17 protein-coding genes and 4 pseudogenes are annotated in these 26,347 nt (G+C 39.5%); 2 read left to right on the top strand and 19 right to left on the bottom strand.

The window, feature by feature from the left end:
• Positions 1-131: 131 nt before the first annotated feature.
• The 7 genes from nadE to SMSK564_RS03545 all read right to left on the bottom strand — a co-directional run bounded on the left by nadE (position 132) and on the right by SMSK564_RS03545 (position 5,974).
• A complete protein-coding gene (gene nadE / locus SMSK564_RS03575; protein ID WP_000058025.1) occupies positions 132-956 on the bottom strand; it encodes an ammonia-dependent NAD(+) synthetase in 825 nt (274 codons plus the stop codon).
• Positions 953-2,413 carry a nicotinate phosphoribosyltransferase gene (locus SMSK564_RS03570; protein ID WP_000283123.1) on the bottom strand — a complete coding sequence of 487 codons (1,461 nt, stop codon included), beginning with the start codon at positions 2,411-2,413 and terminating at the stop codon, positions 953-955. Before SMSK564_RS03570 ends, nadE begins: the two co-directional genes overlap by 4 nt.
• Before the next feature lie 115 nt (positions 2,414-2,528).
• Positions 2,529-3,017 carry a DUF6773 family protein gene (locus SMSK564_RS03565; RefSeq protein ID WP_000247411.1) on the bottom strand — a complete coding sequence of 163 codons (489 nt, stop codon included), beginning with the start codon at positions 3,015-3,017 and terminating at the stop codon, positions 2,529-2,531.
• The gene (locus SMSK564_RS03560; protein ID WP_001107500.1) at positions 3,007-3,216 is read right to left on the bottom strand and encodes a helix-turn-helix transcriptional regulator; all 210 of its coding nucleotides are present in this window, start codon (positions 3,214-3,216) and stop codon (positions 3,007-3,009) included. The genes SMSK564_RS03565 and SMSK564_RS03560 overlap by 11 nt, the downstream gene beginning before the upstream one ends.
• A 376-nt stretch (positions 3,217-3,592) precedes the next feature.
• Positions 3,593-4,321 carry an ABC transporter permease gene (locus SMSK564_RS03555; protein ID WP_000773483.1) on the bottom strand — a complete coding sequence of 243 codons (729 nt, stop codon included), beginning with the start codon at positions 4,319-4,321 and terminating at the stop codon, positions 3,593-3,595.
• A 15-nt stretch (positions 4,322-4,336) separates the two neighbouring features.
• A complete protein-coding gene (locus SMSK564_RS03550) occupies positions 4,337-5,182 on the bottom strand; it encodes an ABC transporter ATP-binding protein (protein WP_000452053.1) in 846 nt (281 codons plus the stop codon).
• A gap of 381 nt (positions 5,183-5,563) precedes the next feature.
• Positions 5,564-5,974, bottom strand: coding sequence for a GNAT family N-acetyltransferase (locus SMSK564_RS03545; protein ID WP_000273899.1), 411 nt, complete (start codon positions 5,972-5,974; stop codon positions 5,564-5,566).
• 90 nt (positions 5,975-6,064) lie between these two features.
• On the opposite strand from SMSK564_RS03545, the pseudogene SMSK564_RS13100 reads away from it, so the two are divergent.
• Positions 6,065-6,202 (top strand): annotated as a pseudogene (locus SMSK564_RS13100) (IS630 family transposase); the annotation flags it as partial.
• A 326-nt stretch (positions 6,203-6,528) separates the two neighbouring features.
• Here SMSK564_RS13100 and SMSK564_RS03535 read toward each other — a convergent pair.
• Both SMSK564_RS03535 and SMSK564_RS03530 read right to left on the bottom strand, forming a co-directional pair.
• Complete coding sequence (locus SMSK564_RS03535) at positions 6,529-13,911, bottom strand: SIALI-17 repeat-containing surface protein (protein WP_004236020.1); 7,383 nt, start codon at positions 13,909-13,911, stop codon at positions 6,529-6,531.
• 2 nt (positions 13,912-13,913) lie between these two features.
• The gene (locus SMSK564_RS03530; protein WP_000247238.1) at positions 13,914-14,477 is read right to left on the bottom strand and encodes a DivIVA domain-containing protein; all 564 of its coding nucleotides are present in this window, start codon (positions 14,475-14,477) and stop codon (positions 13,914-13,916) included.
• A gap of 236 nt (positions 14,478-14,713) precedes the next feature.
• Here SMSK564_RS03530 and SMSK564_RS12480 point away from each other — a divergent pair.
• Positions 14,714-14,852, top strand: a pseudogene (locus SMSK564_RS12480) (IS630 family transposase); the annotation flags it as partial.
• Between the two features lie 244 nt (positions 14,853-15,096).
• On the opposite strand, the gene SMSK564_RS03525 reads toward SMSK564_RS12480, so the two are convergent.
• From SMSK564_RS03525 to SMSK564_RS03485, 10 genes and pseudogenes are all read right to left on the bottom strand, one after another.
• Complete coding sequence (locus tag SMSK564_RS03525) at positions 15,097-16,461, bottom strand: amino acid permease (protein ID WP_000095646.1); 1,365 nt, start codon at positions 16,459-16,461, stop codon at positions 15,097-15,099.
• A gap of 184 nt (positions 16,462-16,645) precedes the next feature.
• On the bottom strand, positions 16,646-17,128 hold the full coding sequence (gene greA, locus SMSK564_RS03520) for a transcription elongation factor GreA (RefSeq protein ID WP_000818767.1): 483 nt from the start codon (positions 17,126-17,128) through the stop codon (positions 16,646-16,648).
• Positions 17,129-17,189: 61 nt separating this feature from the next.
• A pseudogene (gene mltG / locus SMSK564_RS03515) lies at positions 17,190-18,527 on the bottom strand (endolytic transglycosylase MltG); the annotation flags it as partial.
• Between the two features lie 71 nt (positions 18,528-18,598).
• Positions 18,599-18,932 (bottom strand): annotated as a pseudogene (locus SMSK564_RS13915) (endolytic transglycosylase MltG); the annotation flags it as partial.
• A gap of 79 nt (positions 18,933-19,011) precedes the next feature.
• Positions 19,012-19,506, bottom strand: coding sequence for a GNAT family N-acetyltransferase (locus tag SMSK564_RS03510; protein WP_000405745.1), 495 nt, complete (start codon positions 19,504-19,506; stop codon positions 19,012-19,014).
• A complete protein-coding gene (locus tag SMSK564_RS03505) occupies positions 19,482-19,964 on the bottom strand; it encodes a GNAT family N-acetyltransferase (RefSeq protein WP_000405281.1) in 483 nt (160 codons plus the stop codon). Before SMSK564_RS03505 ends, SMSK564_RS03510 begins: the two co-directional genes overlap by 25 nt.
• A gap of 9 nt (positions 19,965-19,973) precedes the next feature.
• Entirely contained in the window at positions 19,974-21,308 is a 1,335-nt protein-coding gene (gene murC / locus SMSK564_RS03500; protein ID WP_001127122.1) for a UDP-N-acetylmuramate--L-alanine ligase, read from the bottom strand.
• Positions 21,309-21,318: 10 nt separating this feature from the next.
• Positions 21,319-21,936, bottom strand: a complete 618-nt coding sequence (locus tag SMSK564_RS03495) for a divisome accessory protein ZapJ (RefSeq protein WP_000808227.1) — start codon at positions 21,934-21,936, stop codon at positions 21,319-21,321.
• A gap of 47 nt (positions 21,937-21,983) precedes the next feature.
• Positions 21,984-25,082 carry a pilus expression-regulating Snf2 family helicase gene (locus tag SMSK564_RS03490; RefSeq protein ID WP_001096276.1) on the bottom strand — a complete coding sequence of 1,033 codons (3,099 nt, stop codon included), beginning with the start codon at positions 25,080-25,082 and terminating at the stop codon, positions 21,984-21,986.
• A 92-nt stretch (positions 25,083-25,174) separates the two neighbouring features.
• Entirely contained in the window at positions 25,175-26,341 is a 1,167-nt protein-coding gene (locus SMSK564_RS03485; RefSeq protein WP_000521357.1) for a MalY/PatB family protein, read from the bottom strand.
• Between the last annotated feature and the right edge of the window lie 6 nt (positions 26,342-26,347).

Genomic DNA, 26,347 nt, shown 5'->3' with positions numbered 1-26,347 from the left:
ATTCTCTGTCCAATCTCCATTGAAATTTGTTTTACTTTTTAATTTCAAGGTAATAAGCTAAAAAGGCCCACTGGACCTTCTCTCACTTTCTTATTTCAAGGTGAGAGGCTGAAAAGGTCCCCCGGACCTTTTTACTCCCAAAAGTCATCAAAGACGGTGATTGGTAGGTGGCGTTTGTGTTGGCCTTTATGCCACCAGTTTTCAATGGTCGCTTGGGCTTCTGGGCTGATTGTTTTGCCTTCTAGGTAGTCGTCAATCTCTTCATAAGTGACTCCGAGGGCTACTTCGTCAGCTAGGCCTGGTTTGTCTTCTTCCAGGTCTGCCGTTGGGATTTTTTCATAAAGGGCTGGGTCTGCACCAAGTTCCTGTAAGAGTTGTTTTCCTTGGCGTTTATTGAGGCGATAAAGAGGGAGAATATCCGCACCACCGTCACCAAACTTGGTAAAGAAACCTGTGATATTTTCCGCAGCATGATCTGTACCAATGACCGCTCCGCTATGGACACCTGCAAGGGCATACTGAGCAATCATACGACAACGAGCCTTGATATTGCCCTTGTTGAAGTCTGAGACAGGACTACCTGTCGCTTCAACTGCTGCCGTCATGGCGTCAGCTGATTCCTTGATATTCACAACCAAGCTAATATCTGGTTGGATGAAAGCAAGAGCTTTTTGAGCATCTGCTTCATCAGCTTGCACTCCATAAGGCAGACGGACAGCGATAAATTTGTAGCTGTCATCGCCCGTTTCAGCTCGCAGTTCTTCCATAGCTAATTGGGCCAAGCGTCCTGCCAAGGTTGAGTCTTGTCCTCCAGAAATCCCTAGTACAAAGGTTTTTAGGAAGGGATGTTTTTTCAGATATCTTTTTAAGAAATCAATGGAACGACGGATTTCTTCCTGGGCATCAATCACTGGTTTCACACCCAACTCTTGGATAATCGTTTCTTGCAAACTCATTCTTCTTCTCCTTCACCAAGGGATTCCTTGCGCATCTTGTCAATCAAGTCCATCTTGTCTTGCCATACATCACGCGCCAAATCCACTGGATAATGCTGCGGATTGAGCACGCGCTTGTACTCATCCCACAACTTGTCAAATTCCTTACGAGCATAGTCCTGAATCTCAGTCAAACTAGGCAGGTTATAAATCAATTTCCCGTCCTTGAAAATATCCACCAAGAGAGGCACAGCATCAAAATTACGAACCGTCTTCTTGATATAAGTATAGGTCGGATGGAACATCTTGATTTCTGTCATGTCACTCACATTCACACCATCATAAGTGATGTAGTCACCCTCTGACTTGCCTTTTTCACGACTGGTAATGCGCCACACCTGCTTCTTACCTGGCGTAGACACTTTTTCCGCATTATTAGACAGCTTGATGGTATTGCGCATCTGACCATTTTCATCTTCGATTGCAACAATCTTGTAAACTGCCCCAAGAGCTGGCTGGTCATAGGCTGTGATCAGCTTGGTACCCACGCCCCAGACATCAATCTTGGCCTTTTGCATCTTGAGGTTGAGGATGGTATTTTCATCCAAATCATTAGAAGCATAAATCTTAGCCTCTGTAAAGCCAGCCTCATCCAGTTGCTGACGGACTTTCTTGGAAATGTAGGCAATATCCCCAGAGTCAATCCGCACACCCATAAAGTTAATCTGGTCACCCAGCTCACGCGCCACCTGAATGGCCGCTGGTACACCGATACGAAGAGTGTCATAGGTATCCACAAGAAAGACGCAATTTTTATGGGTCGCAGCATAAGCCTTGAAAGCCTCATAGTCGTTACCATAAACCTGTACCAAAGAATGGGCATGGGTCCCCAAAACAGGAATTTCAAAGAGTTTACCAGCACGCACGTTGCTAGTTCCATTGGCACCACCAATCACCGCTGCGCGTGTTCCCCAGATAGCCGCATCCATCTCTTGAGCCCGACGTGTCCCAAACTCCATCAAGGGTTCATCTTCGATGACCGAACGAATACGAGCTGCCTTAGTCGCCACCAAGGTCTGGTAGTTGACGATGTTCAAAAGGGCTGTTTCAACCAACTGACATTGGGCTAGAGGGCCTTCCACCTGCACAATCGGTTCATTAGCAAAGACCAAATCCCCTTCTTGGGCAGAACGAACAGTCAACTCCAACTTGAAATTGCGGAGGTAGTCCAAGAATGCCCCATGATAACCAAGCGACTCCAAATAGGCAATATCACTATCTGAAAAACGCAAGTCTTCAAGATAGTTCACAATTCTTTCCAAACCTGCAAAAACCGCATAGCCATTCTTAAAAGGCTGTTGGCGGAAATACACCTCAAAGACCGCCTTTTTATTGTGAATCCCTTGGTCAAAGTAAACCTGCATCATGTTGATCTGGTACAAGTCCGTGTGCAATGTCAAACTATCATCTGGATACATACTTTTCCTACTTCCTTAGCTAGAAATACATGAAAATTTTCAAGAACTTTCATGTATTCCAATAAATTAGTACTATTATATCACATTTTAGCTGGATTGAGAAAAGAGTAACAAGCTATTCACCACTCTCCAATTCATCCATATCTTGCTCAAATTTTTTCTGAGCCCATTCACCATAGCTCTTCAGACCAAGATTGCCGATAAAAACCCAAGGAAGGTAAATGACATAAGTAATTGCCCAAGCAGACAGGTATTTAACGTTCAAAGGATTGTGCTGATAAATTTCTATGTTAAATTGATAATTCTGTAACATCAAAAGAGCCGTAATAGCCAATGTTAGGAAAAAACAACCCAAAATCGTAAAATGAAAACGACTATAGTAGGTCACTCCCAGATAACGGGCACGGTTGAAAAAGAAGAAAATTCCTACTATCAGAGTATAGACTAGAAAATTCGGATTAAAAAGAGAGGGAGCTAATACAGCCACCAAATAGCTTAGAAGCACAAGTCCAATGAAGAGGGTAAAGGATTCCGCTCCAGCTTTATTGATTAGTTGTTCTTCTCTTTCGTCAAGTAATTGATAATGAATGAATTTATTTACCATCTTCTTCCTCCCAAAATAGTTGGTCTAGGGTTTTCCCTAAACATCTGCAAATGGACTGGCAGAGCGAGAGACTGGGATTATATTTTCCCGCCTCTATCAAACCAATAGTCTGGCGCGTCACCCCAACAGCCTCTGCCAGTTGACCTTGAGTTAAATCAAGCTCTACACGAGCTAATTTTAATTTTAAATTTTTAGCCACTTGTGTCCTCCTTATAGTTTTAATACTCATCTACTCTTAAAAAATCCAAAACCAACACAAGTTGTCAGCTATTTATTATAACCTCATTAATTAGCACTCCAATATTATCTTCAGCCTAAAATCAGTATGTTGTTGTTTGAAATAAACTTCCTAGTTTACCCTGTTATTTTTATTTAATATTAGCTTTAGTAGGATCTTTTAAACGAGTTTTGATTGCTTGTATTTCTTGTTTAGTTGATTTCATATCACTATTATATAATGCTTTTGGAAATGAGTCTAGCATAAGACAAAAACGTGTACACAACAAGAGCAGGAGCATAGCAAGATGACTGATTTTTTGCTGGATTTTAAGTCTGCAAAATAATACTAAATAAAACTAAAATGAATACTCCTTGCTTTTCTTGAGAGTGAACAAGTACAATAAAATGATTGTAGCGGTTGCCACAAGATACTGACTAATAGACATCGTATTTGAAGCCACAAATACAGGTAAAGAATAAAAAGGAAGAAGTTCAATTACTTTGATAAACAAATCATTACTAGTATTCATCATAATTGTATTTAATATATTAGGGATAAAGAGTAGTAAAGCTACTAAAATACCAAATACCAAGCCACTTTTCAATTTGTATAAATAGAAAATGTAAGATAATAGAAAATAAAATAGGACTAACAAAATTGTATTGACTACAATGGCTACTATAAAATCTAATCCTAAAGCACCTGGAACACCCAATTTACTTACGATGACTAGTAACACAATACCATTCAAAGCATAAATAATGGAAACTGAGATGGCATATAGAAAATTAGACAAGACGTAAATCATCCGATTTTTCTGTTGATTATAAAATAAACTTATCGTATTGTGGGAAAAATCCCTGCTAATAATTCGGTTAGCATGTATAACAGCCATTAACATACCGAGCATAGCATAAAAGTTTGAAATATGCTTAATACCAAGCGATGTCCCTTGAGTCTTTAGAATAAAGAATGTAACCAGTATCGGCGGTATAAACGAGATAATCAAACCGAGATATATTACGCCTGATGAATATAAATCCCTTATATTTTCCTTAAGAAAATTCAATTTATTTAATTTCATGATTATAACCTTCCTTTATTTTGAACGATTTAGATAAATATCTTTAAGCGTCTCTTTTTTAGTTTCAAAATCAACTACTTTAATAGAGTTTTCGTTAAAAAATTTAAAAAGCTCACTACTTTGAATATTCCCAGACATAGTAATTCTCAGTCCCTCTTCCTGAACAATATCCCCAAATTCTTGTTTGGTAATGAAAATGTCTTTATCTGTAGCTGATGAAAAAGCTATCTCAAACAAGCAATTATGACTATCTTTTCCTACTTTTTGGAATGTCAAAAACCCGTTCTCCAAGAAAAGAACCCTCTCACAAATTTCTTCAATGTCTTCTAATTTATGACTCGATATTAAAATTCCCACATTTTCATGTAAAGCTAAATTTTTTAGAACTGCCAAAACTATTTGTGATGATTCAATATCTAAACCATTAGTCGGTTCATCTAAAATCAATATATCAGGTTCCGTAACGAGGGTTAGAAGCAAAGCTAATTTTTGTTTTGTACCCAAAGAATAGGTCTTTACTTTTTTATTAATAGACTGAATCAAATCTAACTCTTGAATTAAACTCCCAAATCTTTCTTGATTGTAGTTAACACCATATAAATTTGACAAATATTTTAAATTCTCAAAACCTGTTTTAGATAAAAATAATTTTGGTTCTTCAATTAAATACCCGACATTATCACTACTTATAATATTCCCTGAAGTCGGTTGATTATTCTGAACAAGAATTTTCATCAATGTACTCTTGCCAACTCCGTTTCTCCCTACTAGACCAACAATTTCACCCTTATTAAGTGTAAAATTTATATCTTTGAGAATGATTGAATGACCATAATGCTTACTTACATTTATAACTTCCATTTTTTATTCCTCCATTAATATTCTTGGTTTTCTCTTTGATTCTCATTAATTTTAAAAAGTTGCGCCTCTTTTTAACAACATTATATCATATATCTAACTCAATGCAATATATAAATGTCATTTTGTAAAATTTTATTAACAAAAAAACTCTCTACCACAAAATAGAGAGTGTTAAGTTTAAATATAGGATTTCAAAATATCGACGACATCACTTCTTTTCTTAACCTGATAAGACTTGATTCCCAATTTCTCAGATGCAATTGTATTGTCCTCAATATCACCTAGAAAGACACAATGTGTAGGATTTAACTGGTATTTATCGAGAATCTACTTCATACTTATGTCAATCCCCCCTCTTTGATTTATGCTTTCATATTCTCCTTACAAATCCTTTTGGTAATAATATCTTTGCCCAATGTAGGGATAGTCTTGTAAGGTAAAGACTTCCTTGTAGCCATGCCTTTTATAAAAATCTGGAGCTTGAAACTGGTAGGTATTGACAAAAGCAAAACGACAGTTTCGATTCTTAGCTTCAGTTTCTGCTTGCTGCAATAGTCTTGAACCGATTCCTTGTCCTCGTAGCTCCTCTTTCACAAACAAATACTCGATTTCTAGCCAATTTCCAAAAGTCTCTGCTATCAAACCTGCCAGGAGATTGCCCTTTTCATCTTCGACATAAAGATTAAGTGGCTCACTTTCAGCCTCTTCTCTTTTTGAACGGTTATAAGCACGAATCAAATTCCCAATTTCTTGTGCTTTCTGAGACTCCTTATTTTCCAATCTAAAGTACATCTAAACCTCCTTGAAAACTGATACAGCTTGATTATAAATTTATTACAAGGATTTAGAAGTTGCGGTGCACTATTCTAGATTCAATATACTATACCTCTTCCTCCCTACTCACCTGAGTACAATCCTATTTAAAAAACATGGGCTCATATCAAAAAGCACCTCAAAAAGGTATTACCAAGTTGCAATACTTTTTTTGAGGCTCTTTTGTCTTGTTATTTTTTCAATTGACTATAAAATCTCCAATTTAATTGCTCGTCATTTTGTAAAGAGACTAAGAGGAACTGTATTAAACGAATTATAATCTGTATAAATAACCTTAATGTTCCATTATTAGATGTACACCGTAAAATACCTGCATAACAAATATAAAATATTAATCGTTATGCAGGAAACCTATCTATCCAATCAAGTAAGAAATAATCAGTAGGATATGTTCCAAAACTTCAAATCGCTTGTATATCAAATATCATGAGACGCTTACAAAAGTTTAAATAACATAATTTTTAACTATATTTTCAGCTACAATATTCCTCTGCTAATCTTACACATTATATTTAATCTTCTTTTCTTCGACCTACATATAGGCTCAATAGAATACCGCTACCTAAAAGAACAGATATATAATCAGATTGACTTCCAGTTTCTGGTAATTTTTCCCCATGGTTTTCTTTAACTGGAGTTGCTACTACTGGGTTAGCATTTACTGGAGTTGCTGGTTGACCCGGTGTTGGTACTACTGGTGGTTCTGGTTTAACCGGTACTTCTGGTGTTGGAACAACTGGAGTTGGAACAACTGGAGTTGGTTGTACTGGCACATTTGGTGTTGGTTGCGCTGGTACTGTTGGAATATCTAATTTTGGTACCTCTTGTACTTCTGGCATTCCTGGTACTCCACCATTGAATTCTGGTAATTCGTGATTTTCAGGCATTCCTGGTACTCCACCATTGAATTCTGGTAATTCGTGATTTTCAGGCATTCCTGGTACTCCACCATTGAATTCTGGCAATTCATGAACTTCTGGCATTCCTGGCACACCACCGTTGAATTCTGGCAATTCATGAACTGGTGGTTCTGGCATTGCAAATGTTGGTCCTTCTGGCACATTTGGTGTTGGAGGAACTGGTTTGTCATTTGATGGTGTTACTGGTTTGTCTTGGCATCCACATTTATCATCTTTGCCATCCTTACCGTCTTTGCCATCACGTCCATCACGACCATCTTTACCGTCTTTAACAACTATTTTTGTCACAGTTCCGTCAGAATTGATGATTGTGATTGTATGACTACCATCTCCATTATCTTCAACAGAAACTTTTGGTGATTTACCATCTTTACCGTCTTTAATCACCATTTCTGTCTTACTTCCATCAGGATTAATAATTGTAACAACGTGAGTTCCATCGTTATTATTTTTAACAGTTACAGTTGGTGAAACGCCATCTTTGCCATCTTTGATAATAGATTTGTATTCACGACCATCAGAATCAACGATTGTTAAGGTGTGAGTTCCGTCTCCGTTATCAACGATGTTCGCTTTTGGTGATTTACCATCAAAGATTGTAGTTGTCGTTTCTTTACCATCAGTTCCTGTCACCTTAATAGTGTGTGAACCATTGTTGTTATCAATCACTTCAAGTTTTGGTGCTTTACCATCACGAACTGTAGTTGTTGTAGTTGTACCGTCTGAGTTCACAACTGTGATAGTGTGAGTTCCATATCCGTTAGCCACAACCTTAGCAGTTGGTGATTTACCGTCACGAACTGTAGTTTCAGAAACAGTACCATTACCGTTTTCTACACGAATTGTGTAAGTACCATCATGGTTATCAGTAACAGTGGCTACTGGTGATTTACCATCTTTAACAATGGTTTCAGTAGTTGTTCCATCTCCATTTAAAACTGAAATCTTATGTGTTCCATTTTGTTCATCAGTTATAGTAACTTTTGGTGATTTACCATCACGAACTGTAGTTTCAGTTGTCACACCTTCTGGATTTGTAATAACGATTGTATGACTTCCGTCTCCATTATCACGAACTGATGCGGTTGGAGTACGTCCGTCAACACCGTCACGTCCATTTTTCACAACAAATTCATTCTTAGTTCCATCTGGGTTTGTAATAGTTACTGTGTGGCTTCCGTCTGGATTTTCTCTTGTTGTAGCTGAAGCAGCTTTACCATCTTTACCATCTTTGATAATAGCATTTGTAATATTACCTTCTCCATCTATCACTTTAACAGTGTGAGTTCCATCGTTATTATCTGTTACTTCAACTTTTGGAGTCTTGCCGTCTTTACCGTTTTTAACAACTGTTTCTTTAGTTGTTCCATCTGGATTTGTTACAGTAATTGTATGGCTTCCATCTGGATTTTCTGTTGTTGTGATATTGGCAGTTTTACCGTCTTTACCATCTTTGATAATAGCATTCGTAACATTGCCATCTTCATCCGTAACTTTAAAAGTATGAGTTCCATCATTGTTATCAGTCACTTCAACTTTTGGAGTCTTACCGTCTTTACCGTTTTTAACAACTGTTTCTTTTGTTGTTCCGTCTGGATTTGTTACAGTGATTGTATGACTTCCATCTGGATTATCTGTTGTTGTAATAGTAGCAGTTTTACCGTCTTTGCCATCTTTGACTTTAGTAGTTGATTCAGAGCCATCTCCATTGCGTACTGTAATAGAGTATGTGCCATCTCCATTATCTGTCATCGTTACAACTGGTGATTTACCATCTGCTCCGTTTGCTCCTGTTTCACCTTTATCACCTTTTGTAATTTTAGGAACCACAGTTGCTGTAACTAATGGACTAGTAGCTTTATTTGGTTCAGTTTGTGTTACAAAAATATTATCACCTTTCACCACGGCTTTGTCTAAAGTAACTGACCATGTTCCCTCCGAAACTGTAGCTGTTTTAACGGTACTATCTGGAAGGGTAACACTAATAGTAGAATCTGTTATCCCTGTTCCTGTAATCGTTGTAACACCTTCGATAATGGCATCTACCATCGCTTCCTTGGATACAACTAATCCCGATTGAGGAACAACAGTGGCACTGATGTCATTACTAATCGTTTTGTTTACTTCTTTTTGTCGAGCAGAAATACTTTGTCCTTTTACAAGAGGTGCTGGCGTATCTACCATCCATGTTCCATCCTCTACCACTAAAGCTGTTTTCTCAACTCCATCTGGAAGCGTAACGGTAACCGTAGCTCCTGCAACACCGCTTCCTTTAATTACATTAGAACCTTCTTTCGCATCTGTAATAATAGGAATCTTAGAAATAACTTCTACTACATTCAAGACAAAGGTTTCTCTAGCTTCACCACTACCTAATAGATCATCATTTCGCGCAATAAAAGTAAAAGTTATAGTACCCGTTCGCGTAGGAGTCCCACTAATGGTGTGTGTGCTGGCGTCATAGGTCAATCCATAAAACATCTTTAAGAATGCATCAATGTACGATTCCTCCATACCTCTTTCACTAGCATGATTAATATATCCACTACTGCCAAAAGAATCAAGTAATGCATCACTACCGTAAATCTTTGCATGATCATTTAGTTCTATCGTTGAGGGTTCCATAGGAGTCCCTACTTGGATGGTTTGATGATTGTGGGGAATCCTAATAGTAGCTGGAAGTGGATCTACCTGAATAGTCACTGTAGCTTTTCTTTCATTACCACGTATACCACTTGGGTTAGCAACCATTGTAATTGTAAAGGTTCCAGCTTGAGTAGGCGTTCCTTCAATCACCTTCTTATCGCTATTGTAAATAATCCCCTGAGGAAGAGTCCCGCTTTCTACACTAACCTCTATCCCATCTGGTACACTCACCGCCACTGGAGCAATCGCTGACATAACAGTCGTATGTCGTTCCTGATTATCCATAAAGTTAAATTCCTTAGCAGTCACCGTCAATGGAATCGTTAATTCATTTCTAACACCACCAGCAACTCCTGTGAAATTTTTGTCTAAGAATGTTGACAAATAGATTCTGTGATTCCCAACGACTGTAGGTATTCCCGTAATCTTACCTGTTGACGCATCATAGCTTAAGCCAATATCAGATAGAGAACCAAAATAACTATAGTCACGTTCCTTCACCAGTACATTTAGTTGTAAGGTAGAATGTGGTTCCTTGGTGACTGTAATAGTCGGAATAGAATCCTCGGCTGTTACTTCAACAGATGACCTATCTGCCTCTAAAATCGGTGTTAACGGTTCTACACGAAGAGTTACCTGCCTTCTTGTCACTTGACCTCCAAGTGCCTGTGGCATAACCGCCCGAATATTAAATTCATAGGTACCTACCCCTTCTGTTGGACTTCCTATAATTTGATGATTGGATGCATCATATCTCACTCCAGACGGAGCATTCTCTAAATCAATTGTTGCACGTTCATCAAAATCCGATACCGTAATTGGAATCATCTCTTTATCTGCAGCAAATGTCTGGTTTTCATTGTTAATACTAAGAGCTGATGTTATAGGAGTAACTTCAATATAAATTGTCTTCCAAATAGTTCTGCGAACGTTGCTATCTGCATAGTTATACGGCATTTCGGTCTGAACTAAAATTTGATAAACATATCCCTCGTAGGACATTGCACTTGGAATTCCTGTAATAGTTCCTGTATGTGTCGACTCATCATACGAATAACTCAAACCAGCTGGTAAAGAATTTGAATCGACTGTCAGTTTTGAATGCGAATCATGCTTGATTGTAATAGGTGGAATCTCTGTTCCAATCGATGCTAGGAGACGTGTTTCATTAGAAGTATAAGCATCTGTTGCTTGAGTTCCTGATCCGATTGTCAAGCTCGGACTTAGCCCTGTTACGTTAATGGTATAGGTAGTAGTTGTAGTACGAACAAGCCCATTTGAACCTCTTCTACTAATTGTTGCAGTGAGCTCATAGCGACCAACTGCAGTCGGTATCCCTGTAATTTTAGTCCCATCATTACTAATTTTTAGACCAGAATTAGAAAAATTATAGGAATCATTCGCACGATAAGTTACCACTGCATCGTCAGGTACCTCTTGCAATCCAAGAGCAGATACCTTGGATAAGACCGAAACTTCTGTGTTTTCTGGAGGAACGACAAATTCCTTCGGCTTCACAGTTAGACGCACAACAGTCGACTTAACAACATCTCCCTTAACAGCAAGTACTGGAACTTCATACTGCCCTTCATAAAGACCTTTCCCTATAATTTTATTATCAACAAATCGTGTCCCTTTTGGAAGTTTTGTCTTATCAACTTTAATGGTCACACCTTCACTTGGAGTCGTTGTGATGACCATTTCTTTCCAATCTTCACCCTCGGAAATTGTTTGATCTGTATTAGTAACATTAACCGCTAAATCGTCTACTGTATTAGATTCTATCACATAATAAAAATCGGTAAAGGTTTCATGTTTTTTCCCTTCGTCATCTGTAAATGTCACATAAACACGCGCCTTTTGTTGTGACGACGTGTGTTTCAAACCGTAAATAGAAATAGTAGAGTCATTAGGGTTCCCTTCAAAAAAGGCATAACCGCCACTTGATTCCACACGAATTCCTGTTATTTTGGAGTTGTTTTCCATAGAAACTGGAATAGGGGTTGGAACTGTTCCCTCATGCCAATGCTGGTTTGGAATCGGATTAATAGCGTCTACTATCTCAAACTCAAATGTCCGCGGAGCACCAGTCTGATAGTGACCATCATAGGCATTCACTGAAAAAGAATATTTTCCCTTCGCAACTTTAATACCTGATTTTTTGACAACATAGGCTTCTGTCGGATGTCCTTCCGTAACCTTTCCAGGAACTGCCCTCAACTCAACCCCTGCTGGAAAACTATCTGCTTTTATATAGGCATTATCTTTATTGAGAGTTACTTTTCCTAAGATTTGTTCTTCATCAGAAATCGGAAGCGTAACCTTATCAGTAGATTTATCTACATAGTCTTCATTGGGTTCAAAAAGAGCATCTGCATTGGTTAGCGCATAAGTACGATTATCTGAAGCGTTGGAGTCTGAGCGTTCACTAGAAATAGAATTTTCATAAGTTGTAAAATTCAATGTAATCGTTTTGACTAAGTTCAAGCTATCAGTCATTTGAAATTTCACTGAATAGTTACCTGCTGTTTTAGGCAATTTCGTAAATTGAAGATAATATGGAGTTTTATCCAAGATACCACGCATGTCATCTTTCAACAATCCACTTGACAAATCATACCCTGGCATTGTTTGGAAATCTACAGTATTACTGTAAACTCCCTTATCTGGAGCCTTGTCTTTCCTCAAGTCCACCAACTTAACTTCTACTCCATCTGAAGCGGATAACAACCGAAAATCTGTAATAGATAATCCTTGTTTATTATTATTAGCATAATCTGTAGAACGATCCATTGGAGCAAAGATTGGAATCATGGCATAATAACGTTTCGTATCTGCAGTAGCATTTTCAACAGTTTGATTACCAGAATCCATAAAATAACCAAAGGGAGTCGTTGGCATTCTGATTCCATCAATCGTGATGTCTGTTTTTGGTCCAGAAGAATCTTTATATAGATTATTCAAATCACTTACTCCTTTATAAATAACAGGAGAAGTTCGATAAGGATCTGTTATGCTACCATCATATGTTGACTCAGTCCTATCATCTCTATTATTGGAAAAATACAACAAACGATTTTCTTTCCCTGAAGTTGCTAACACCATAAATCCAAAGTGAGTTGTTGTCGTAATGTTTATAAATCCAGCTACTTTCACTTCAGGATGTGAACGGGATTGGAATCCAACTTCATAGTTTCCTCCCATTGCTCTTGTTGGCTTAAGGGTAGCAGTTAACCAGCCACCTTCCAAGTCTAAATTAAAGCCTAAATCCTTTGCCCCTTGAGTCATTTCCAGGTCCGAAGCATCAATGTTTGAAAAACCAACCTTATACCTTATTTCATAAGTATGCTGAGCATTTCCAGCAAGAGTAATACTTTCTTCACCTAAATTGCCCGGAGTTATCTTTTCTAGTGTTAAGTATGGTTGCCCAGTAACGGCAGGGGAAGGATACTCTACTTTCCTCTTTTGCCTCACCTTTCCCTTATCAGAGTTATGGAGTTTAAAAATAACCTTTACAGGAACCCCTTCTGATAAGGTAATAGTTTGATGACTTGTCGCATTATCAGAGATACTCCATCCCTTGAGGGATTCGTTTCCATCAATGGAAGCTTGAACAGTCACTTCCTTTTTCACAACTGCTTCAAAGGTAGAAACCGTTTCTTCCTTGTCCTCACTATCTAGGACAAGCCCCGTCTTTTCATCAACGTATTCAACTGTATACTTAAGCGTGACAGTACGGTCTGTAGCTTCTGATTTCCCAAATCCCTCTACTTCGTAGACAAAAACATTGTCCTCCCCTTCAACAATTTCTTTTGTAAAGGTTGTTGGATTACCATCTGGAACATAGTAACTTTCTAATTGACTATCATTTGCTAGCTCTCCACCAATTTCTGTAACGATAACTTTTGCTTTTGCTTCAGTAGTTTCTACCGTCTTCGTCTTCGTTACCTCATGAACTACTTGATGAGATTTGCGATCTACATAGCGTACTTTATAGACAATACTTACTGCTCTTTTAGGAGTTGTAAGTTCTTCACTTGCTCTTATTCCTGTTTCTACCCCTGAAGCAGCTGTTTCAGTCGCATTTTCTTCTGGATGAGACGATGTAACAATAAGATGATTTGTTTCAATATCTCGGGTACTTGATTCACTACTCTCCGCCCTATCCAATGGCTTCAAATCAGGAATAGAAGCACTTTCTTCTGCTTGTACAGGAGACATCAGTACCCCCATTAAAACAGCCGGACCCACTAATCCAATCAAAGCCGAATTAGCTCCATATGCCTTATACTTACGGATTGAAAAGATTTCCTTATGTTCTTTTTTCACTACTAGTTCTCCTTTTCTATTTTTTCTACTTTAATACAATTTGATTTATTAAGGCGCGGGAGAAAGATAACCTGTTTTGAATTCTCACAAACATCTTCTGTTCGAGTAATATCTATTTCTATTTGTTCTTTTATTCGAGCAAAGTCCTCGGTCTCCGAGTTTTCAAAAGCATCTTTATATCGTCTCAAAGTGTCTTGCAATTCTTTAGATAACTCCTCTTTCTGCGCAACAACTCTATTTTTGATTCCGTTTAAAATTTCCATCGATTGATGAAAACGTGCAAATTCATCTGATATTGTTTTGTTAGCATTATATAGCAACTCCGTTGCTTCTTGCTTAGCCTCTTCCACTAAACGTTTTGACAATTGTTTCGCATCAATAATAACCTCAGAAATAAGCTCCTCTTGAGAGCGAAATCCATGTAGTTGAACATTCAACTCTTCAATCATTTGTGCTTTCCCTTCAAGTTCTTGTTTGAGGCGTTCTTTATCCCCCTCTAAACTGCTAATCACATCATCAACTTCCTTTTTGTTATATCCAAAAAGACTTCTTCTTATATTCACCATATTTATTTCCTCTTTTGCAACGCCTGATACATAGTCAGATTTACCACATTTGTATTTCTTTATTCTACTTCACCAAACCATCATTATTATCAACTTGAAATCCAAGTGATTTTTCATCATTGTTCCTTTCCTCAACTTTCATTTAACTAAAATATATATGCACCAAAAACATATAAAATTTATAACATTACATGGTTTCTAACTTATTTTCCGTATGCTATTTTAACAACTATACATTTTTACCTCTTCCTCCCTACTCACCTGAGTACAATCCCATTGAGAAAACATGGGCTCAATCAAAAAGCGCCTCAAAAAGTATTACCAAGTTGCAATACATTTTACGAGACTATTTTATTCTCTTCTTGTTTCAATTGACCATGCTCTTTACTTTAGTTACACAAAGTCTCATATTAATTCTATTACCCCCCCCCCGAAATTGTCAATGATTTTTATGTTAAGTTTTTATTACATTTTCTTTACGTAGCTCCTGTTTTCCTAAGAGATTAAACCTGACAGCTCAAAAATAATACTGATATAATACAGCGTACTATCCTAGATCCAAGCCGCTATATTTTTAAACAAAGAAAAACCCACCAACCTTAGTTGATGAGTTTCAAATCTATTTTCTAAATTTCCACTGGCTATAAATCCCGAAACCGATAATCCAAATAGCTGAACCGATTGCTCCGACAAATGTAGACTCTTGTAAAAAGAGGGTTACAAAGACAAAGGCAAAGAAGAGCATGGTTAAAGGATTTAGGAAACGATAATGGGGCATGAGATAACCATCTACCATAAAGTCTGGTGACTTGCGGTATTTAAGGTGAGCCAGCATAATCAAGATATAAATGGCGATATAGACACCTGATGATGATGCCGTAATCAAGGCAAAGGCATCGGAAACACCTGGCAATACGTTGATAAAGGCTGCTAGGGCAATCAAAATTGCTGAGGCGATGATGGCATTTTGTGGTACGTTGTGACGGGAAAGAGTATCTGCCTTGATAGCCTTTAAGAATGGATTGGGCGAATCATGGGCAATCTGATACAAATGACGACCTGTTGAATAAAGGGTTGAATTAAGAGCAGATGCTGCTGACGTCAAAACGACAAAGTTAATCAAGGCCGCTGCCCACTTGATACCTGCCAATTCAAATACTGTTACAAAAGGAGAATCAGCCGATGCAAGTTCACGCCACGGAATGATAGCCATGATGGCTAAGAGGGCACCACCGTAGAAAAAGGCGATTCGCAAAGGAATTTCCTTAACGGCTTTTGGCAAGACCTGACGTGGATTTTTGGTTTCAGAAGTTGTTACTCCAATAAACTCAATCATTAGATAAGCAAAGAAAACCATCTGAAAGGCCATGACAAAGTTCACTCCACCATTTGGGAAGAGGGAGAAATTATCGGCGATATTGGCCAAACTTGCTACTCCATGTGGTGTCTTAAAGCCTGTCAAGACCATAAAGACCCCTGTTGCAATCATGGCTAAAATAGCCACAATCTTGACCATAGCAAACCAAAACTCAACTTCCCCAAAGAGCTTCACTGCAATCAGATTGACTAAGGCTAGAATGGTCAAAAATCCAATCTCAATCATCCAACTTGGCCAGCTAGGAAACCAAAACTGAACATAGTGAGAGATAGCTGTGATTTCCGCCATACCGATAAAGACAACGGATAGCCAGTAAGACCAAACTGAGAAATAGCCCCAGCCCTTACCCAAATGGCGCGTGATAAAGTTGATAAAGGTATGTTGCTCAGGGTCTTGGTAGAGCATTTCTCCAACCGCACGCATCATGAGGAACATGAAAGCCCCAGTAATCATATAAATCAATACAATGGAAGGACCTGTTAGGCTAATTGAGCGACCTGCTCCCAAAAAGAGTCCTGTTCCGATTGTCCCAGCAATGGCCATAACCTGCACGTGACGATTGGTCAGACCACGCTCCATCTTATTTTTTTTCTTCTTTGAACTCATATCGTCTCCAATTCAATTTAATTTATACTCAATGAAAATCAAAGAGCAAACTATGAAGCTAGCCGCAGGCTGTACTTGAGTACGGCAAGGCTACGCTGACGTGGTTTGAATTTGATTTTCGAAGAGTAGCAAAATGGAAAAAGGAGTGAGTGAAGCGCACAGCCTCCCCACTCCTTTTTTGTTTTTAGGCTGTTTTTTCAACCTTTAAGATTTTTACATCATAGCTACCAACAGGTGTTTCAATGGTTGCTGTGTCACCTGTTTTCTTGCCAATCAAGGCTTGTCCAATTGGGCTTTCATTTGAAACTTTACCTGCAAAGGCATCCGCACCCGCTGAACCTACAATAATATAAACTTCTTCTTCGTCCTCACCAATTTCTTGGATAGTGACTGTTTTACCAATCGCTACTTCATCATCTGCAACTGAGTCACTATTGACGATTTCAGCGTAACGGATTTTTGTTTCCAAGCTAGAGATTTGTCCTTCGACAAAAGCTTGTTCATCCTTAGCTGCTTCGTACTCACTGTTTTCTGAAAGGTCACCGTATGAACGGGCAATCTTAATGCGTTCTACCACTTCTGGTCGACGAACTAATTTCAATTCTTCTAATTCTTTTTCAAGTTTTTCCTTTTCCTCAAGGGTCATAGGATATGTTTTTTCTGCCATTTTTCTCAACTTTCTTCTGATGATATTTTCGAAAGAAAATTATGTGAAGTATCACATAATTTTAGTTTGTTTGGTTTAATTTGCTGTTGACATGTTCAGCAACATTGCGATCGTGGTCTTCTTGATTGTTAGCATAGTAGACCTTGCCATCTGTGACATCTGCTACAAAGTAGAGGTTATCGCTCTTAGTTTGATTGATGCTTGACTCAATCGCATCCAGACTTGGACTATCGACTGGACCAGGCATGAGACCTACATTTTTATAAACATTATAAGGTGAATCAATGTTGGTATCAATCGCAACATCCTCAGCTAGGCTGATATTTTGCCCCAGTTTTCCTTGGGCATACAAGATTGCAATATTACTTTGAAGTGGCATATCACGATTCAAACGATTGTAGAATACACCTGCAATGAGCTTACGATCTTCTGTCTTGGCACCTTCTTTTTCGACCAAGGAAGCAATGGTCAACAACTCATTGACAGTCAAGTTTTTAGATTTGATAGTACTATAGTAAGGAGATAGGTTCTTATCCGTAGCCGCCAACATCTCATCAATCAAGCTTTCAACAGTTGTGCTTTCCTTGATAGAGTATGTAGCTGGGAAAAGGTATCCTTCCAAACGATAACGAGCCCCACTTTCCTTTGTAGGCAAGCTTTCAAGTAGACTCGGATATTTGGCAACTTCTTGACTAATAAAGTTTTCATCTTGAACTTTTGCCAGAAAGGCATCCGCTGTCAAAGGCTCTTTGAAGTCACCTTGCAATTGACCTACCGCTTGTGCCATTTGATCAATCGTATAACCTTCTGGAATTGTTAAATTCGCAAGCGCAGGTTCTTGAGCTTCAGCTGTTCCACCTTTTTGCAATTCATGGATGATATCTTCTGTACTCATACTCTTTTGCAAATTGTAATAGCCAGACTTCAAATCTGAATAATTTTTATATTTCGCATAAAAAGCAAAAATCACTCCGTGTTTAATCAAACCAGACTTTTCAAGAGTTGAACCAATTGTTTGAACATTAGCTCCTTCTGGGATTTGCACTGTCACATATTGTTTAGATGAAGCATCCACAGGCTGTAAAGATGACTGAACATACTGATAACCGAAGTAAGCACCTGCTGAAATCAAACCTAGGAAAATGAGTAGTGAAATGAAGAAAGCCTTCAAATGTGATTTTTTCTTCTTAACTGGTTTAACTGTCTCACGGCGACTACGACGTGGAGTTTCAGGCATTTCTTCTACAGCTTTCTTTTCCACTACTGGTTTTGAAGTAGGAACTTCTCTTTTTACCTCTCTCTGACCTTCTGTCTTATAAGAAACAGCTACCCTTGTTGGGATTTCATTAAATTCCTTCTCTATGTTTCTAGGACTAACAGGTTCTGGAGTTGGTCTTGATACTCCTTCCGCTGATGGAATAGAAGGTCCTTCTTGACTCGGGTGACTAGTAGTAAGTGAAGCTTGTCTTGCAGCCTCTTCTGCGGGAGAAGAAGGAACATCTTGACTTGGATGGCTTGGAACAGTAAGAGTTTCTCTTTTTATCTCATCTGATGGAGAAGCTGGTAAATCTTGGCTGGGGTGAGTCGGCACGGTAGGAGCGTTTCTCATAATATCCTCTACAGCTGATAGAGAATCTTCCATCAAATCTTCTATTGACTGATCATTTTTAGAAGAAAGTTGGGGTTTTATTGAAGCTAAATTAACTTCTTCCTGATCTTCTTCATGTTTTTTAACTCGTTCTAAATCACGTAAAATCTGCTCTTTAAAGCTTAATTTTTCGTCTTCTCTTGATTTTTCACTCAAAAGTTTTTCCTCCTCGTTGACAATCCATAATATTATATCTTAAAAACGAAAGAAAAGCAACCTAGCATGCTTTTCTAGCCTATTTTTTAGCTTCCCAGACCATATCATACCAGGTTTCCCCTGCAAAGGTTGACTGAGACAGACCTTCATTGACAAATCCATTCTTTTCATAGTAGGCGATGAGATAGTCATGACAGGTTAAATTAATACCTTCTCTTTCGTTGGTAAGAGCCAGGTCTTTCAAGGCTGTTAGCAATTTCTGACCCAGTCCGAGTCCCTGTGCCTCCTTGGCAATAGAGAGACAGGTCACAGAGATATAGCCACCAGTCTCATGACTATGGTCTTCTATCTCCTCTGTAAAAGACTGGTCTTGCAGATAGCGGTGGGGGCCAACTGGTCCTTCTATATACCCCATGATTCTACCCTCTTTTTCTGCAACCAGAAACGAGGTCTGAATTTCTCGCAAATGCGCCTCAAAAACAGAGCGAGGAATGGCTTCTTCAATCGAGAAATTTTCTAGTTCAATCTCAACAATCCGATCCAAATCTTCTAATCTTGCTTTCCTAATTTCCATTGTGCCTCCAGATAAAAGGGATTAAACCAAATCATACTAAAACCCTGGCTAGTTTCATAAAGGGAAGTTTCTTCATCAATAAAACCGTTCATTTCAAAATAGGAAAGCAACTCATCAGGACTCTTCAAACGAATCCCTTTGTAATCCAGCTCAACTGCCACCTCTTTCAAGGCTGCAAGAAGAAGTGTTCCCAAGCCCTGTCTCTGATGGTCAGACTCAATGACTAAAGAATGTACTTTTAGACATTGCGGATTGTCTGACTGGGGACTTGATAAAATATAGCCTAAAAGTTGATTTTCATCCCTAGCTAGAAGAAAGGTATCCGCACACTTACGGATACTTTCTTCTAAAATATGAGAAGGTTGCTGCTTTTCAGCTGGAAAAGACGAGGTCTGAAGTGCCTCTATCTCAGGCAAATCAGACTTGCTTGCCTGAATAATCTTAATTGGAATTTCCATGGGAGCATCCTATTGAACATTGCTTGTCAAGTTAGACAAGAGACGTTCAAATGAGTATTCATAGGTTTGGATGTCTCCTGCTCCCATAAAGACATAGACAGCATTGTCATGGTCTAGGAGTGGAGAAACATTTTCAACAGTGATGACTTGGTGTTTTTTGTTGATTTTTTTGGCTAGGTCTTCTACCTTAACGTCACCATGATCTACTTCACGAGCTGACCCATAAATTTGCGCTAGGTAAACAGCATCCGCTTGGTTCAAAGCGTGAGCAAATTCGTCCAACAAGGCAATGGTTCTTGTAAAGGTATGCGGTTGGAAGACTGCTACAATTTCCTTGCTTGGGTATTTCTGACGAGCCGCATCCAAGGTCGCAATAATTTCTGTTGGATGGTGAGCAAAGTCATCGATAATCACTGTGTCATTGACAATTTTCTCAGTGAAACGACGCTTAACACCGGCAAATGTTTTCAAGTGCTCACGCACCAAGTTCAAATCAAATCCTGCTGTGTAAAGAAGACCAATAACGGCTGTCGCATTCATGATATTGTGACGACCAAAGGTTGGGATGTGGAATTGACCCAAGTCTTGTCCACGGAAATGAACGGTGAAGGTTGAACCAGTCGTAGAACGAAGAAGCTCACTAGCTACAAAATCATTACCCTCAGCTTCAAAACCATAATAATAAATTGGTGCATCAGACGTAATTTTACGCAATTCTGCATCTTCACCATAGACAAAAAGACCCTTGGTAATTTGTTTGGCATAGTCGTTAAAAGCATTGAAAACATCCTCTAGACTTGTGAAATAGTCTGGATGGTCAAAGTCAATGTTGGTGATAATAGAGTATTCTGGATGGTAAGGCATAAAGTGGCGCTCATATTCGTCAGATTCAAAGACAAAATATTTGGCATTGGCCGAACCACGACCTGTCCCATCCCCAATCAAGAAGCTAGTGTCTGTGATGTGAGACAAGACATGAGACAACATACCTGTCGTTGAAGTTTTTCCATGCGCTCCAGCTACTCCCATGCTAACAAAGTCACGCATAAAGCTACCTAGGAACTCATGGTAACGTTTGTAGCTGATGCCATTTTGGTCCGCATAGGCAATTTCAACGTTGTTATCTGGGCGAAAGGCATTTCCAGCGATAATTTCCATATCACCGTCTAGGTTCTTTTCATCAAAAGGAAGAATAGTAATTCCTGCCTGCTCAAGACCACGTTGAGTAAAGTAGTACTTTTCAACATCTGATCCCTGTACCTTATGCCCCATTTGGTGCAACATCAAGGCCAAGGCACTCATCCCTGATCCCTTAATTCCGATAAAATGATATGTCTTTGGCATGTTTTCTCCCCTATTCTGTAATTCTTGTCAGATTCAACTCTTGGGCAACCTGACGTTCTTGTTCTGTTTGTTTACTTTTTTTATTGTAGATTTGGCTCTTCTTTAGAAAATCATAGTTGTTTTTCTTTGGAGCAGGTGCTGACACTTCTTCATTCTTGGTAGGGATAGAATGAACTTCTTCCGCCAAGATGTACTGAGACTGGGTCAATTTTTGGCTATATTTAACCAATTCTCCAGGATTTTCCTTTTGGAAAGGCGCGGTAGGTTGATTGCCCTGTCTAAGAAGGCCTGATTTAGAATGACGTCTCGCACGGCTGAAATCCTGAGTTAAATAGTTAGCAGAGCGTTTCTTTTTCAAGTCTGCACGCGCTTCTTCACGCGCCACCTCAGCATAACTCTTTCCTTCTTTTTTAACCCCTAAAGGAGCCTTTTTAGGTTTCTCTACTTGCTTTTCAATCGGTTTTACTGGCGCCTCTTCAGTAATAGGAGCCCATTCTAAATAATTTTTATCTCGATACTCACCCTTGATATTACTGATCAGATCAGACTCATCATAGAGATTCATGACTGGCATTTCAGTCAACATGACCTCGTCATCTGACACCAATGGAAATCGTTCTTGTTTCATTTTCTATTTCCTTTCAACACTTCATTATAGCGTATTGTCTTGATTTTTCAAGTGCTGGCTTCAGAAATTCCCAAAATTTCTCTAATTTCTGCTAGGGTGAGACTGCCACGTGACTCTGTGCCATCCAATACTTGTGACACCAGATGTTTCTTCTGTTCTTGGAGTTCCTGAATTTTTTCTTCAATGGTTCCCTTGGTCACCAAGCGATAGACCTCAACCGTTTCTTCCTGTCCCATCCGATGGGCACGGCTAATGGCTTGCGCTTCCACCGCAGGATTCCACCAAAGGTCAACCAAAATAACCGTATCAGCACCTGTCAGATTCAGACCGACACCACCAGCCTTGAGGGAAATCAGAAAGGCATCTCTTTCCCCTTGATTAAAGGCCTTGGTCATGTCTTGTCTTTCCTTGGCTGGGGTTGAACCGGTAATTTTAAAAGATGTCATGCCCAAGTCTGGCAGTTCTTGTTCAACTTTCTCCAACATTCCCTTGAACTGCGAGAAAATCAAGACACGGTGTCCGCCGTCTGCCACCTGGACCAGCAGGTCTCGGAGACTATCCAGTTTGCCACTGGCTCCCTGATAATCTTCCATAAAGAGGGCAGGGGTATCACAGATTTGACGCAAGCGCATCAGACCAGACAAGATTTCCACACGACTTCGCTGAAATTCCTGGTCTGACACTTGAGCCAGACGGTCCCGCATCTGTTGCAACTGGGCTAGGTAAATAGCCTTTTGCTGGTCTTCCAGTTCATTCTTATAAACTACTTCGATTAAGTCTGGCAATTCGGTCAGAACTTCTTCTTTCTTGCGCCTCATCACGAAAGGCTTGATAAACTGAGCCACACGCTCGGCTGGCAATTTCATAAATTCTTTCTTGCTTGGCAAAAGTCCTGGCATGACGATGTGGAAAATAGACCACAACTCACCCAGATGGTTTTCAATAGGAGTTCCTGACAAGGCAAAAACTGACGGCACCACAAATTGTCTCAAGGTCTGGGCAATCTTGGTCTGGGCGTTCTTCATGACCTGAGCCTCATCTAAGAAAAGGAAGTCAAAGGCCATCCCCTGATAAAGTTCACTATCCTGACGGAAGGTGGCATAGCTGGTCACATAGATTTGATGGCTCTCAGCAAGAATCTCTTCACGACTAGCTTTCAAACCATGAACAACAGCCACATCCAACTGTGGGGCAAATTTTTGAAACTCATCTGCCCAGTTGTAAATCAAACCTGACGGAGCTAAAATCAAGACCCGACTTTCTTTTGTCACTTGGCTGGTCAAAAAAGCAATAGTCTGCAGGGTTTTACCAAGTCCCATATCATCAGCCAAAATCCCACCAAAACCATAATGATGGAGCATTTGCAGCCAGCAGATTCCCTTTTCCTGATAATCTCGCAAATCAGCCTGAACCTGAGTTGCTTGTCTAGGGAAGTCCTCTGGATGCGTCAAATCATGAGCCAGATTCTGGAATTCTTGTGAAAAAGAAACACGATCTCGCCCTTCAAAAAGATGAGCTAAACTATAAGCCAAGGATTTCCGAGCCTGCAAGGAGCCATCTTTTAGTTCAAACTGCCCCAGCTCCTGTAGATTTTGACGAATTTTCTTGGTTTCTTCATCGAAAAAGTAGACTTGATTAGACGAATCAATGTAAAAATCTTGATTGGCAACCAAGGCCTGCATGGCTTGGTCGATTTCCTCTTGGGCAATATCTTGAAAATCAAATTGGATTTCCAAGAGGCCTCCCTTGGAAGCAATCTGCACTTGAGGACTCGCTAGGCTATAAAGCTCTTCTAGCTTGTCTGATAGGTCAACATTCCCGAGTTTTTCAAAGACTGGAATGATTTCGTGGAAGAAATGATAAACAGACTCTGCTTTTAGGGCCTGACGCCAAGATTGAAAGTCTGCTTCAAAACCTGCAAGCAAACAGACTTGGAAAATTCTTTCTTCTAAGTCCGCGTCACTCGAAAATGGTAATTCTTCTAACTCTTGTCGGCTAGATACCTGCCTATCCCCATAATCAAACTGAATTTCTAAACGAATCCGATTATCTTCTTCCCTGTCAAAGTAAAAAGAGGGCGAAAAAGTTTTGATTTGTAACCGTTCTGGAGCTGAAACGGTGCCCATCTGGCTAAAGAGCGTTAGACAGGAAGCTAACTTATCTCGGTCACTACTATCAAATTGCAGGTATTTCTTTCCATGTTGATCCAAAGGCAGCGCTTTGATTTCCTTGAGAAGACGCATCTGCTGGTCTGTTAGAAAATAAACCTGTCCTTTATGGAAAAGCACAGCTCCCTGATAAAAGGCATTAACTCTTGGACTCTCACTGATTTCCATTTCAAAATAGTCCGAGTATTCTGTTACTGTAAAGGCAAATAGATTGGCATCAGCATGCATATCCTGAAAAAGCAGAGTCTGGTAGCTATCCACTTGATGGTCAAATTGAAAATGAGGCAAGGTCATCAGTAAATTCACACCCTGCTCAAAAAAAGTCAGAGGGAAAAAGAGGTGCCGACCTTGGTTTTGGAAAAAGAAATCTGGAGCCTGTTCTTCTTCCGTTAGTCCGCGTAAGAAAGTCAGAAGTTCTTGACTGGCCTCATCAAAGGATTCCCAAGACAAGGATTCCTCATAAATCTTGCCAATCATATAAGACTTTCTTTTCTCGACAATCCTTAAAAAGAGTGGAATATCTCGAATGACATAGTATTTTTGGCTATTGATTTTCCCGATTCTCAAGGTCCACAAGATATGATTGGTTCCTGCTTCCACTTGCCCCACAGCCGATAACTCATAGGCTCGGTCTGATTTTGGAGACAAGATTCGGTCCAAAAATTTGCCACCCAAGGTCACCTTGGTTTCAACGGCCTCTTTTTCCTCATGACCTTCTTCCAGACTCTGCAAGATTTCCTGACCACGCTCATCATTTTTTAAAAAATGCTCCAGAGCCGCCAAATGCACGCAGTAGCCCCTCTTTTGGAAAAAATCGCAGGCACAAAAAACCAAATCATCCTCTAAACTATAGCGCAGTTCTTCTTCTGCAACGCGAGCGTAGAGCCGATTGTTCTTTTCCTTGATGATGTCAACCTTACCAGTTTCATAAAGGGCAACGCCTTCGATACGGACTTTCCCCGGAATCAATTTAGCCATATTTTCACCTTTACCTTATCTTTTTATTATACCATATTTTCCCCTATGAAAATAGCCTTCTAGAGATACTTTTCTCCTAGAAGGCTGGATTTTTAACGTTTGGCAAAAGTCGTCACAATTCGCTGACAAACTTCTTGCAGCAGGGATTTAGGCATGGCTACATTGAGACGGGCATGGAGACTCCCTTCCTCCCCAAAATCCAAACCACGGTTGAGGATAACCTTGGCTTCATTTCTCAACAGCTCTTGCAATATTTCATCAGTCAGGTCATAGGCTGAAAAATCAAGCCAAATCAAGTAGGTTCCTTGCGGTTTCATAACCTTGATTTTAGTTTCTTTTTCAAATAGATCGACCACATAGTTGATGTGTTCTTCAAAGACTTGCTTGAGCTCCTCTAGCCAATCCTTCCCATAGCGATAAGCAGCTTCTGTCGCCAAATAGCCCAAGCCTGAAATTTCATGCTGGTTATTGGCCAACTGGCGTTTCTGGTAAGCCAGTCTCAACTTAGGATTTTCAATGACTGCATAGGAATTTTTTGTTCCAGCAATATTAAAGGTTTTAGTTGCACTGGTCAAGACGATCGCAAATTCTTTAAAGTCAGGGTTGACAGTATTGAAAGACTGGTGTTTGTGACCAAAGAGGGCCAAATCTTGATGAATCTCATCCGAAATCAAGAAAACACCGTGTTTTTGACAGAGTTGGCCAATCTTCTCCAACACTTCCTTTTCCCAAACACGTCCACCAGGATTGTGAGGGTTGCAGAGAATATAAAGTTTGACATCCTCTTCCACCAAATCCTTTTCAAGTCGGTCAAAGTCAATCTCAAACAGACCATCCTTTTCCACCAAAGAATTGGTAATCAATCTACGGTTGTTCAACTTGACACTACGAGCAAAGGGGGGATAGACAGGTGTGTTAATCAGAACCGCTTCGCCTTCTTTTGTGAAAGCTTGAATAGCTGTTGAGATGGCTGGTACCACACCCTCGATAAAGACAAGAGCCTCTTTGTCAAAGTGGTAACCGTGTTGTGTGGCTTCCCACTTTTGAACTTCCTTAATTAACTCTTCACTGGCATAAGTATAGCCATAAACCAGTTGGTCTGCGTAAGTCTGCACAGCTTGGCGGATTTCAGGCAAGACTACAAAGTCCATATCCGCTATCCAAGCTGGTAGGACTTCACTATCCGTTTCTGCTTCTTTCCATTTATAGGTATGGTGCCCTAAACGGTTGGGCAGGCTTGTAAAATCATATTTTCCCATCTTTGT

It is taken from the genome of Streptococcus mitis SK564, from assembly GCF_000148525.1.
Lineage (GTDB): Bacteria > Bacillota > Bacilli > Lactobacillales > Streptococcaceae > Streptococcus > Streptococcus mitis_H.
The sequence above is the reverse complement of the archived record's forward strand: the minus strand, read 5'-3'. Positions and strand labels throughout refer to the sequence as shown.

Coding starts and splice junctions, on each gene's coding strand:
- nadE (WP_000058025.1), bottom strand. CDS start 956: ATGAGTTTGCAAGAAACGATTATCCAAGAGTTGGGTGTGAAACCAGTG.
- SMSK564_RS03570 (WP_000283123.1), bottom strand. CDS start 2,413: ATGTATCCAGATGATAGTTTGACATTGCACACGGACTTGTACCAGATC.
- SMSK564_RS03565 (WP_000247411.1), bottom strand. CDS start 3,017: ATGGTAAATAAATTCATTCATTATCAATTACTTGACGAAAGAGAAGAA.
- SMSK564_RS03555 (WP_000773483.1), bottom strand. CDS start 4,321: ATGAAATTAAATAAATTGAATTTTCTTAAGGAAAATATAAGGGATTTA.
- SMSK564_RS03550 (WP_000452053.1), bottom strand. CDS start 5,182: ATGGAAGTTATAAATGTAAGTAAGCATTATGGTCATTCAATCATTCTC.
- SMSK564_RS03545 (WP_000273899.1), bottom strand. CDS start 5,974: ATGTACTTTAGATTGGAAAATAAGGAGTCTCAGAAAGCACAAGAAATT.
- SMSK564_RS03530 (WP_000247238.1), bottom strand. CDS start 14,477: ATGGTGAATATAAGAAGAAGTCTTTTTGGATATAACAAAAAGGAAGTT.
- SMSK564_RS03525 (WP_000095646.1), bottom strand. CDS start 16,461: ATGAGTTCAAAGAAGAAAAAAAATAAGATGGAGCGTGGTCTGACCAAT.
- greA (WP_000818767.1), bottom strand. CDS start 17,128: ATGGCAGAAAAAACATATCCTATGACCCTTGAGGAAAAGGAAAAACTT.
- SMSK564_RS03510 (WP_000405745.1), bottom strand. CDS start 19,506: ATGGAAATTAGGAAAGCAAGATTAGAAGATTTGGATCGGATTGTTGAG.
- SMSK564_RS03505 (WP_000405281.1), bottom strand. CDS start 19,964: ATGGAAATTCCAATTAAGATTATTCAGGCAAGCAAGTCTGATTTGCCT.
- murC (WP_001127122.1), bottom strand. CDS start 21,308: ATGCCAAAGACATATCATTTTATCGGAATTAAGGGATCAGGGATGAGT.
- SMSK564_RS03495 (WP_000808227.1), bottom strand. CDS start 21,936: ATGAAACAAGAACGATTTCCATTGGTGTCAGATGACGAGGTCATGTTG.
- SMSK564_RS03490 (WP_001096276.1), bottom strand. CDS start 25,082: ATGGCTAAATTGATTCCGGGGAAAGTCCGTATCGAAGGCGTTGCCCTT.
- SMSK564_RS03485 (WP_000521357.1), bottom strand. CDS start 26,341: ATGGGAAAATATGATTTTACAAGCCTGCCCAACCGTTTAGGGCACCAT.